Source organism: Buchnera aphidicola (Anoecia oenotherae) (assembly GCF_005080765.1).
Taxonomy (GTDB): Bacteria; Pseudomonadota; Gammaproteobacteria; order Enterobacterales; family Enterobacteriaceae; genus Buchnera_E; species Buchnera_E aphidicola_AB.
Genome location: NZ_CP033012.1, coordinates 310,771 through 322,885, shown reverse-complemented (window position 1 = coordinate 322,885; position 12,115 = coordinate 310,771). Strand labels below are relative to the sequence as shown.

Below are 12,115 nucleotides of genomic sequence, written 5' to 3'. Positions count from 1 at the left end.
GGAAAAAGTATGACACGCATCATCGTAGTTACATCCGGAAAAGGTGGAGTAGGAAAAACTACTTCAAGTGCATCTATTGCTACTGGGCTAGCTAGACTTGGAAAAAAAACTGTAGTTATTGATTTTGATATTGGATTAAGAAACTTAGATCTAATTATGGGATGCGAAAGAAGAGTTGTCTATGATCTAATAAATGTATTACAAGGTAACATAGAGCTTAATCAAGCTTTAATAAAAGATAAAAATACAAAAAATTTATTCATTCTACCCGCTTCTCAAACACGAGATAAAAATTCACTACATAAAACAGGAATAAAAAATCTTTTAAAAAAACTGAAAACTATGAGTTTTGATTTTATTATTTGTGATTCTCCAGCTGGTATAGAATCTGGAGCTATTATACCTATATATTTTTCTGATGAAGCTATAATAGTTACTAATCCAGAAGTTTCTTCTATTCGAGATGCTGATCGAATTTTAGGTATTATTTCTTCAAAATCACAAAGAGCTGAAAAAAATCAAAAACCTATCCAAGAACATTTACTCATAACTAGATATAATATTGAAAGAGTTAAAAAAGGAGAAATGCTGAGTATTGATGATATAAATAATATATTATGTATACCTTTGTTAGGAGTAATTCCAGAAGATTTATCAGTATTAAAATCTTCTAATCAAGGAAAACCTGTTATTTTAAATAAATCTTCAGAAGCAGGACAAGCTTATTCTGATGCAACTAATAGATTAATAGGAAAAAAATGTCCTTTTCGATTTATTAAAGACAAAAAAAGAAATTTTTTTCAACGATTTTTTTGGAGATAACATATGTCTTTACTTAATTTTTTCTTTTCTAGAAAAAAAAAAAAAACAGCTAAAATTGCAAAAAATCGATTAAAAATTATTATAGAAGAAGAAAGAAAAAATAAAAAATTAAACCATTATTTACCTCAAATTAAATTAGATATTATTAAAGTTATATGTAAATATATAAAATTAGATCCTAAAACTACTAATATTCAAATAGAATATAAAGAAAATAAAATTTCTATATTAGAACTTAACATAACTTTCATAGAACAATAAAAAATATAGATTTTATTTATTAACTATATAGTATTTAAATTTAATCTAGTAACATAAAAATAATAAAACTAAAAAATACTTTAATTTTTAGTTTTATAAAAATATTTTTATTTAAAATGTATATCTACCTAAATAAACTGGTTCTATTTTATCAGCAGAAAAAGTAAGATTTTTTTGAATATGCAACAATGAAGATGGAAAAATATAACGTATATTAGGATACGTTATTTCTTTAATATTTTTTATACATCGATTTTTATTAGGTATTTTAGACCATGCTGATCCTACAGAAATGTATTCGCTATTTATCATCTTTATCTTTTTTAAAATGTCTTCTTTATCTAATAATGATTCCGTTTTTTCTCCAAACCAAAACCCATTTTTATTTCTTTTATATTTACCCCAATAAAATTTTTCTTTTGTAGCTTGCATTGCTACTATTACTTTATTAAAATTTTTTTTTTTAAAAACTTCTTCCGCCATTAATATAAACGTAGAAACACATAATATTGGAATCTTTAAACCTAACGAAAGACCTTGAGCAATGTTACAAGACATTCTTAATCCTGTAAAATTTCCAGGTCCTTTAGAAAAAGAAATATAATCTAAATCATGAACCTGAATACCTTTGGATGCTAATAGACTATTTATACAATTATAAACATTAATATCTTTTTTTCTAATATTAAATGAAGAAATAGTATGAATATTTTTATTTTTTAATAATGCTATTGAAGCATAACTAAATGTCATATCAATTGCTAAAATATTTAAACACATACTAATAAACCATATCAAATATTATTTAAATAAAAACCCTTAAATAATCAATAAAAAACCTAAATGAACTACATTATTAATATATTTTTTAAAAAAAACTTTTATTTTCAATAATTTATAAAAAAAATTTATTTAAAACTATAAGAAAATTTTTCTATTTTAATTATTATTTTCATTAAGAAGAAACTTCTTCTTAAGTAAATTTTTTAACGATCACAACTTTAACTAAATCTATTCTATATTGATTTGATTCTAATATATGACATTCAATAGGTGGAATTTTTACTATATCTCCTGGAATAGGTACATTTCCTTTTTCAGAAATTAATAATCCTGCTAAAGAAGCATTCTGATTTCTATTTTTCGTATTAATTGCAATATTTAATGATCGTTCTAACGTATGCAAATCAGTTCCTCCTTTTATAATCCAAATACCTTTTTCACTTTCTACTATATCTGGAGTCTCATCATCGTCTGGAAATTCCCCTGCTATTGCTTCCAACACATCAAGTGGAGTTATTAACCCTTGAACTACTCCAAATTCATTAGTTACAATAACTAAAATTCCTTTAGCGTTCCTTAATACTCCTAATAAATTAATAGGATTTAGTGTATCTGGTATAACTACCGGAGGTCTATTCGATGCGAACTTAATTATATCAAACTTATTATCAAGAATCACTAAAATTTCTTTAGCTCTAACTACTCCTATGATCTTATCTAATTCTCCATCACAAACAGGAAATAAATTATGAGGCGTATCTAATAATTTTTTTTGTATATTAATCACTGAATCTTCTATATTAATCCATGATATCTCTCTTCTAGGAGTCATAATACTTTTAATAGATCTACCTTCTAATGTTAAAACTCCATTGATCATATACTTTTCTTCTTCTCTAAAATAATTTTTATATTTATTATTTTCTAATATAGTTAAAGAATGCTTATTTTTTTTAGAAATATTAGATATAGACTCTATTTTTTTATCTTTTATTATTAGATTAGAAATAGCTTCTGAAGCTCTAATTCTTACAGGACGAAGCGATTGATATTTTATAAGATTGTTTTTATCTATCTGATTTAAACATTCTATAAATACAGAAAATACTATAGCTCCGTATAAATATCCTTTAGGTATATAAAATCTAAAAGATTCTGATACCAAACTTACACCAATCATAATTAAAAAACTCAAACATAAAATAGTTATAGTAGGATGGAGATTTATAAAAGTGACTAATATTTTAGAAGCTAATAACATGAAAGCTGTTGCTATAACTATAGCAATTACCATAATTAATAGTTTATTTACCATTCCAACTGCTGTTATAATTGAATCTAAAGAAAAAATAGCGTCTAAAATAGATATTTGAAATACAGTAATCCAAAAATTAGAATAAATTCTTTTTTTATTTTTCTTTTTTTTAGCAAAATCTAACTTATCATGTAACTCCATAATTGCCTTAAATAAAAGAAAAGATCCACCAAACAATAATACTAAATCTCTTCCAGAAAAATAAAAATATTTAAATACTAATAATGGATGATCTAAAGTGATTATCCAAGACATAAAATATAATAACGTTATTCGCATTACTAAAGTAATGGTTAAACCTAGTATTCGAGCTTTATCTCTTTGTGAAGGAGATAACTTTTTTACTAAAATAGAAATAAATATTAAATTGTCAATTCCTAAAACTATTTCTAATACAATTAACATTAATAAAGCAGCCCAATTTGACGAGTCTAAAAACAGATACATTAAAAACTCCATATTAAATAGGGCAAAATATTAAATATTACACTATTAAAAATAAATATATATATAAAAAATAGCTACTATTATTGAAAATAAACATTCTGTACATATACTAAAAAAAACTGAATTTTAATTCATAAAAAAAATTAGAATTTAATTTTTAATTATTAAATATAAAATTTTATGTAAAATATATTATTGTAATGTTTAAATATTTTATATATCTAACATTTAAAATAGTAGGTTTGATTAAATTTTTATTTTTTTTTAAAAATAATTACAAACAAATTTAATCAGTCAAATTTATTGTATTTGACTGATTAAATCCTTTATTTTATAAATAATCTCTATTATATAAAGCTTCTATTCTTTTTTTTAATGGTGGATGAGACATAAACATTTTTGCTAAATGAAAACTTTCTTGTCCATGTATGCATAGTGCAGTTACAGAAGAAATTCCTTTGTTCATTTGGTCATTTTGCATTTGTAATTTCTTTAATGCAGCTACCATTTTATCTACTCCAACTATTTTAGCGGCACCAGCATCTGCATAAAATTCACGATTTCGAGAAAACCACATAATAATGATAGTAGCTATTCCACCAAATACCATTTCAGTAAACATAGAAACTAAAAAATAAAATATTGGATAATTACTATTATTTATATTATCTTCATTTTTTTTTGAAGAAATAAAATTAGTAACTATAGTTGCCACTATTCTTGAAAAAAAAATTACAAAAGTATTTACTGTTCCTTGTATTAAAGTCATAGTGACCATATCACCATTAGCAATGTGACTAATTTCATGAGCAATAACAGCTTCTGCTTCACTTTTATTCATATTTTGTAACAATCCAGTTGTTACAGCAATCAATGCAGAATTACGTCTAGCTCCTGTTGCAAAAGCATTTATTTCTAATGATGGGTAAATAGATATTTCTGGAGGTGTTATTCCTACTATTTCAGAATATTTTTTAATTGTTTTAATTAACCATTCTTCTTGCTCGGTTTTTGCTTGTTTTACTAAAACTCCGTTAACAGCTTGTAATGCTATCCACTTAGAAAATATTAAAGATAAAAAAGAACCTCCAAAACCACATAATACTGACATTATCATTAACGATTCGATACTATTTTGTTTTATTCCTACTATAAATAATAAAAATCCAAACACTAACATAACTGATATATTAGTTAATAAAAAAAGCATGATTCTCATCATAAAATACATATTCCTCTTATGATTTTAAAATCGTTAAAAACATAAAAACACTTTTTTAGCTAAATTAATTTTTGTATATTTATATACTATATTTTACATACACATGAAACACTCAAAATAAATATTATTAAATATATCGTGATATAAACATTCACTTTTCTAAAATTAATAATATTTAGTTTTAAATATTGTTTAATAAAAATTTTTCTTTAACAATTTTATTAAAAAATATTAAAATTTATTAACTATAATTAATTTTTTATATTATTTAAAATAATTAATGTTTATTTAAATTTTTTAAATAAAAAATAAGTATCTTATATTAATAATTTATTTTTTAAAATTAATTATTATACCAATATCTACCATCTTTATTTAATAATAGATCAGAATTATCAGGACCCCAAGTTCCTGATTGATATAAAATTGGTTTCATATTTACATCTTTCCATGCGTACATCATGGAATCTATCCAATTCCATGCTAATTCTACTTCATCTCGACGTACAAACAAAGATTGATTTCCTCTTATAACTTCTAAAAATAACCTTTCATAATCGTTTAAAAATGTTTCATTACTTTTTTTATAACTAAAATTTAAAGAGTTAGTGACTAAATTGTTTGAATCATATACACCTGGTTTTCTATTAAAAATATTAATTTTTAATCCTTCATTAGGTTGTAAAGTAATAATTAATTGATTACTAGATCTACTAGATAGTATCTTATTGAAAATATTATTAGAATCATTTTTAAAGTTGACTATTATTTCCGAACATTTTTTTAATAATCTTTTTCCTGTTCTAATATAAAACGGTACTCCATTCCATTGTTCATTATCAACTTCTACTTTTATTGCAATAAATGTTTCAGTATCACTAACAATATTGTCATTCCCTAAATCATTTAAATATGATTTAACCGGTTTTTTATTGATGAAACCAGAATGATATTGTCCAAGAACAATATTATCTTTAACGTTATTTTTAGTAATTGGTTTTAAACTTTTTAATATTTTTACTTTTTCATCTCTAATTATATCTGCATTTACAGCATATGGTTTAGACATAGTGATAAGAGTTAATAACTGAAGTAAATGACTTTGAACCATATCACGTGTTTGACCAGTGCTATTAAAAAAGTCAACCCTTCCCTCTAATCCAATTTCTTCTGATAAGGTAACTTGCACACTATCAATCGCTGATTTATTCCAGTTATTGTAAATAAAAAGATTTGCAAATCTAAAAGAAAGTAGGTTTAAAACAGTTTCCTTTCCAAGATAATGATCTATTCTAAAAATTTGATTTTCTCTAAAATATGTTCCTAATACATTATTTATTAGCTTAGATGTTTCTAAAGAAATTCCTATAGGTTTTTCAACTACAACTCTAGAATTACAATCATTAAGATTAAACTTTTTTAATCCTAAACAAACGTTACTAAACGTATAATGTGGCATAGCTAAATAATAAATACATCTACTATTTTTTTTTTTTATTATATCTTTTAAATAAAAAAATTTAGCATGATCAGAAACATCTAAATTACAAAAAACAAATCTAGATTTAAATTTATTAAATATTGAATAGTCTATTTTTTTCGATAAAAAAGTTATTAAATTTTTTAATATCATATCACAATATTCACGACTGCTCCATTTTGCTCTTCCTACAGCAATAATTCGAGTATTTTCATGTATATGTTGTTTAGATTCTAAATTGTATAATGCAGGAATTAATTTTCTTCTAACTAAATCACCTTTAGCTCCAAAAATAACAATATCATATAATTCTATTGGACTGTAAACCATGAAATTTATCCTGATAAATACAATTAACTTGCAATATTTGTATTATTTTCTTTATAAAATAGAAAATATTTAAAATGTAACTTTTAAAAAAACAATTTTATTTTTATTTAAAAAAAAATACATGTAAAAAATTAGATTATCTTAATATAAAATATTATCATATTTCAAAAATTATTAAAAATACTAGACATTGTAGTATTAAAATTGGTAAGTATAAAAATATTTTTTTAAAAAATATTTATCTGTTTTATTTTATTTTTATGTACTATTTATAATATTAAAAAATTAAAACCTTAAACGTGTTTTACTAATTATACACATATAAATTAAGTTAATTTAATCAATTATTACAATAAATTTTAACATATCTTTTAAAAATTTGTAAGTATTCACTAAATCTTAAAAAGATTCCCTATAAATTAATCTTTAGTTAATATCATAATATTAGTAACTTTAAAAAAACAAAAAATAAAGGTATTATAAAAATAGTTTTGAATAAAAAAATTCTTTTCAGTATGAATATTGTATATATATTAAGAATTTTAAACCTTATATTTTATCTTTTATAAACAATAGGCTTTTATTATTATGAAATGTATTAGAAGAACAAAAATTGTCGCAACATTAGGTCCTTCTACAGATAAAAAAGATAATTTGAAAAAAATTATTAAAAGTGGTGTTAATGTATTACGTTTAAACTTTTCCCATGGTAATAGTAAAGAACATCAATATAGAGTAAAACAAGCTAAATTAATTATGCAAGAAATGGGATGTTATTTATCAATATTAGGTGACTTACAAGGTCCAAAAATTAGAATAGGAATATTTGAAAATAACAAAATTTTTTTAAAAAAAGGAAATAACTTTATTTTAGATTATAATTATTCAAAATATAATGGGAATGAAAAAATAGTTCAAGTTGAATACTCTAAATTATCTGAAGAAGTGAAAAAAAATGATATCCTTTTATTGGACGATGGAAAAATAAAGTTAAAAGTATTAAATACAGAATTATCTAAAGTATTTACCGAAGTATTAATAGGTGGAGTTCTCTCTAACAAAAAAGGAATTAATAAACTAGGAGGCGGATTATCCGCTGATTGTCTGACAAAAAAAGATGAAAAAGATATTATATTAGCGGCTAACTTAGGAGTAGATTATTTAGCAATTTCTTTCCCTAGATGTTCTGAAGATCTTTTACGCACAAAATTATTACTAAAAAAAGCAGGAAGTCGTGCAAAAGTTATCGCAAAAATAGAAAGAGCAGAAGTAGTTTTTAACCAAAATATCATAGATGAAATAATAAATAACTCGGATGCTATTATGGTAGCTCGAGGAGATTTAGGTGTAGAAATCAGCGATCCAGAATTAGCAGGAGTACAAAAAAAACTAATAAAAAGAACTCGTCAATTAAACAAAATTGTGATTACAGCTACCCAAATGATGGAATCCATGATTACCAATTCTGTTCCTACAAGAGCAGAAGTAATGGATGTGGCTAACGCAGTCTTAGATGGAACTGACGCAGTCATGTTATCAGCTGAAACTGCTTCTGGAAAGAATCCAGTAGAAACTGTAATTTCTATGTCTAAAATATGTCAAGGAGCAGAAAAAATACCTGTTTTAAACACTTCAAAACATCGTTTAAATACGAAATTTAATTCTATAAAAGAAGCTATAGCTATGTCATCAATGTATACTGCTAGTCACTTAACAGGAGTATCGTCTATTATTAATCTTACACATTCAAAAAAAATAGCTATCATAGCTTCTAGAATAACGTCTAAATTGCCTATCTTTTCGTTAACTAATAAAGTACGAGATTTAAATTTAATGGCATTATATAGAGGTGTTATTCCCATATTTTTTAAAAAAATAAATAATGAAGTAAATGAAGAAAATCAAGCCATTGCATTTTTACTATCTAAAAATCTAATAGTTACAGGAAGTCTAGTAGTTATTATTGCATTAGAAAAAAACAATAATTTTAAAAAAATTTATTATTCTAAAATTGTAAAAGTATCAATATAAAAAAATATTTATAACAATATTTTTTTAAAATTCAAATTAATTATATTAATAAGCGTAAATATAAAATATATGTAAATCCTTTATATAGAAAACAATTAATCTATGCGATTTATTAATATATTTTATATTTATATATATTTTTTTTAATATAAAAAATTAAAAATATTCTATTTTAAAAAATTTAAAAATTTCAAATATTTATATTTAATAAAATTTTATTTACATTTAATTAATATTTAATTTAATAAATATTTTATTTACATTAAATCTACTTAGTAAAAACTAAGACATAATACTACTTAATTAAATTAAATAATCTAAAAATTATTAGTTATAAATACTATTTATAACTTCTTTACTAAAAATTGCTTATTTTAAATGATTAGAAAGAAAAATATTAATGTTTTTTAAAAAAAATTTAACTTTTATATTTTAAAAAATAAAGTAAAAATTATTATATTTAACGCCTAAATTTTTTTATTTAGATACTTTATTTTTCATTTAATATAGTAAAACATACATCAATAATAATTCTATATATAAAAATTTTTTATTAACAATAAAAAAATAGAAATTTTCAAAATTATTAATATGTAAAAAAAAATAAATTTAATACTAATTATTGAAAAACACACTTTAAACAAGAAAAGCAAACAATAACTACGTATTATACTTTATAATAAGTATATATAAATATATTTATTAAATACAAATTAAATTTAATTATATGTAAAATTGTTTACATACATTTTAAACTATTAAATAAACAAAAATTTTTTTTTGTTTTTTTGTATACACTATAATTGTTATATATACGTTATGTTTTATCCTATCATTTTAACAATAACAATATGTTTCTTATTAATTGATAATTGATCATAATAAAAAGTATATCCTAAATAATATTTTTATTTAAAAAATAAAATATCAATATATTAACTGATATTTTTTATTTATGCTTCAAATATCATTTTTTATGATATATATTAAAAATAAAATAAAATAAAATAAAATTAATATATTAAATTACTTAATATAATTAAATATAATTACATATTGTTAATTTTTAATTATATTATCAACTGATAATTACTTTTCAAGAAATTCAATATACTTGAATTGATTTAACTTTACTGAGTAACTAAATGATTTTATTAGGTGCACCTGTTGTTAAACAATAAGAAGAAGTTGTCTTAGGAAATGCAATAACATCTTTTATATTTTTTGATTTTGTCATCAACATTATAATTCTATCTAAACCAAAAGCCATTCCTGCATGAGGAGGTGTTCCGAAATCTAAAGCTTTTAAAAAAAACCCAAATTGTTCTTTTTTTATTTTTCTTGACATTCCTATAAGATTAAAGATTTTATCTTGTATATACGCACTATTTATTCTAACAGAACCACCTCCAGCTTCATATCCATTTATTACTAAATCATAAGCTTCAGAAATAACTTTTTCAGGACAAGAATCTAATAATTCTAAATTTTTTTTAGTATTTTTAAAAGAAGTAAATGGATGATGTGTAGGAACTAAATTATTTTCAACATCTTTGTTAAATAATGGAAAATCTATAATCCAAACTGGCTTCCAATCTTTTTTATCTATTAAATTTAACTCTTCACCAATTTGTTTTCTTAAAATTCCAAAAATAGAACTAACTAAAGCACATTGCTCTATCATTAAAAATACAATATCTCCATTTTTTGCCTTTGTTTCATTAATTATCTTTTGTAAAATTACAATATCTAGTAAATTCTTATGAGAACTTTTAATGCCATTTAATCCTAATTTTATATTAATGATTTGTATATAAATTAATTGTGATTTAGTAAATTTAGCAACTAATAAATTATATTTTTCTATTCTTTTTCTACTAAAATATTTTTCATGTGAAACACAAAGTCCAACTATTTTATAATTTTTTACCTCTTTTATATTAAAAAATAAACGAAATTTTTTATTTTTTTTTAATAAAAAAGTTAAATTTATTAATAATAATGGATTTCTTAAATCTGGTTTATCAGAACCGTATTTTTCTATTGCACTATTAAAAGTTATCACCGGAAATTTGTCTAACCGAATTTTTAAAACTTTTTTCCATAAATTCCGAATCATTTTTTCCATAATTAAACGAACTTTTTTAATGTCCATAAATGACATTTCTACATCTAATTGAGTAAATTCTGGTTGACGATCTGAACGTAAATCTTCATCTCTAAAACATTTAGTTATCTGATAATAACGATCAAAACCTGATATCATAAGAAGTTGTTTATATATCTGAGGAGATTGTGATAAGGCATAAAATTTATCAATATGTATTCTACTAGCCACTAAATAGTTTCTTGATCCTTCAGTCATTACTTTTGTCAAAATAGGCGTTTCTACATTTATAAATTTATTTCTTTGTAAAAAATAGTGTAGTATAAATACTATTTTACTTCTAATTTTAAAAATATTAATATTTTTTTTATTTCTTAAATCTAAATACCGAAATAAAAATCGTGTTTCTTCGCTATGTGTATGATTATAATCTAAAGGAAATGACTGAGATTTATTAAATAAGTATATTTTTTTTGCTAATACTTCTACTTTTCCAGTATTTAAATTTAAATTAATGTTTTTATCTAATCTTTTTTTAACAATACCATGAACTTTAATACAATATTCATTTTTTAAAATAGAAAATTCTTTATATAAATTTTTATTTTTCTTATCTATAAAAATTTGAACTATTCCTCTATTGTCCCTTAAATCTAAAAATAAAAAACTTCCAAAATTTCTAATTTTATCAACCCATCCACATAAGATAACTGATGTATCTATATCTGTTAAACATAGATCTCCACAATATTTTGTACGCATATAACTTCTCTTCGAGAGATAACATATAAATATATGTAATACGTTAATAAAAATAAATCATATTCTGTAAAAATAGCGTATAAATTTTTTTTGTTATATAAAAAAAATAAATCTTTTTTTTAAATTAATATTTTTAATTTTTTATTAATAAAATTACAAAATTTTTTTTTATTTAAAATATAAACATTACACGTTAGAACACATTATATATATTATGTAAAATATAATTAATATTTAATCCATTTATCTACTTCTAAAAATTATTCTTCCTTTAGAAATATCATATGGAGTCAATTCTACAGTAACTTTGTCTCCAGTAAGAATTCTAATGTAATTTTTTCTCATTTTTCCTGATATATGAGCAATAATAATATGCCCATTTTCTAGTTTTACTCGGAACATAGTATTAGGTAAAGTATCAATTACAGTTCCTTGCATTTCTACATTATCTTCTTTATGCATAATTTACTTGTTCTCTATTATTTTTAAATGAATATAAATTTCTTATAAATGACAAAGATATAAAAAATTTAAAATTAAACTATTTTTATAGAA

Annotated in this window: 9 protein-coding genes; 3 read left to right on the top strand and 6 right to left on the bottom strand. The window is 21.8% G+C overall.

Annotation, left to right across the window (positions count from 1 at the left end):
* Positions 1 to 9 precede the first annotated feature (9 nt).
* Together minD and minE are read left to right on the top strand one after the other, a co-directional pair.
* Entirely contained in the window at positions 10 to 822 is an 813-nt protein-coding gene (minD, locus tag D9V65_RS01290; RefSeq protein ID WP_158341786.1) for a septum site-determining protein MinD, read from the top strand.
* 3 nt (positions 823 to 825) lie between these two features.
* Positions 826 to 1,083: a cell division topological specificity factor MinE gene (gene minE / locus D9V65_RS01285; RefSeq protein WP_158341785.1), complete on the top strand. Its 258-nt coding sequence runs from the start codon at positions 826 to 828 to the stop codon at positions 1,081 to 1,083.
* 111 nt (positions 1,084 to 1,194) lie between these two features.
* Here the strand turns inward: minE and tsaB are convergent, their stop codons facing one another.
* The 4 genes from tsaB to zwf all read right to left on the bottom strand — a co-directional run bounded on the left by tsaB (position 1,195) and on the right by zwf (position 6,660).
* Entirely contained in the window at positions 1,195 to 1,863 is a 669-nt protein-coding gene (tsaB, locus tag D9V65_RS01280) for a tRNA (adenosine(37)-N6)-threonylcarbamoyltransferase complex dimerization subunit type 1 TsaB (RefSeq protein ID WP_158341784.1), read from the bottom strand.
* A gap of 193 nt (positions 1,864 to 2,056) precedes the next feature.
* The gene (locus D9V65_RS01275; RefSeq protein ID WP_158341783.1) at positions 2,057 to 3,628 is read right to left on the bottom strand and encodes a TerC family protein; all 1,572 of its coding nucleotides are present in this window, start codon (positions 3,626 to 3,628) and stop codon (positions 2,057 to 2,059) included.
* 331 nt (positions 3,629 to 3,959) lie between these two features.
* Positions 3,960 to 4,850: a protease HtpX gene (htpX, locus tag D9V65_RS01270; protein WP_158341782.1), complete on the bottom strand. Its 891-nt coding sequence runs from the start codon at positions 4,848 to 4,850 to the stop codon at positions 3,960 to 3,962.
* 343 nt (positions 4,851 to 5,193) lie between these two features.
* Positions 5,194 to 6,660: a glucose-6-phosphate dehydrogenase gene (zwf, locus tag D9V65_RS01265; protein WP_158341781.1), complete on the bottom strand. Its 1,467-nt coding sequence runs from the start codon at positions 6,658 to 6,660 to the stop codon at positions 5,194 to 5,196.
* A gap of 585 nt (positions 6,661 to 7,245) precedes the next feature.
* Here zwf and pyk point away from each other — a divergent pair.
* Positions 7,246 to 8,691 (top strand): pyruvate kinase, encoded by a 1,446-nt coding sequence (gene pyk / locus D9V65_RS01260; RefSeq protein WP_158341780.1) that lies wholly within the window; start codon positions 7,246 to 7,248, stop codon positions 8,689 to 8,691.
* 1,141 nt (positions 8,692 to 9,832) lie between these two features.
* On the opposite strand, the gene aspS is transcribed toward pyk, so the two are convergent.
* On the bottom strand, positions 9,833 to 11,560 hold the full coding sequence (aspS, locus tag D9V65_RS01255) for an aspartate--tRNA ligase (protein WP_158341779.1): 1,728 nt from the start codon (positions 11,558 to 11,560) through the stop codon (positions 9,833 to 9,835).
* Positions 11,561 to 11,803: 243 nt separating this feature from the next.
* Positions 11,804 to 12,022 (bottom strand): translation initiation factor IF-1, encoded by a 219-nt coding sequence (gene infA, locus D9V65_RS01250; protein ID WP_158341778.1) that lies wholly within the window; start codon positions 12,020 to 12,022, stop codon positions 11,804 to 11,806.
* Positions 12,023 to 12,115: the final 93 nt, after the last annotated feature.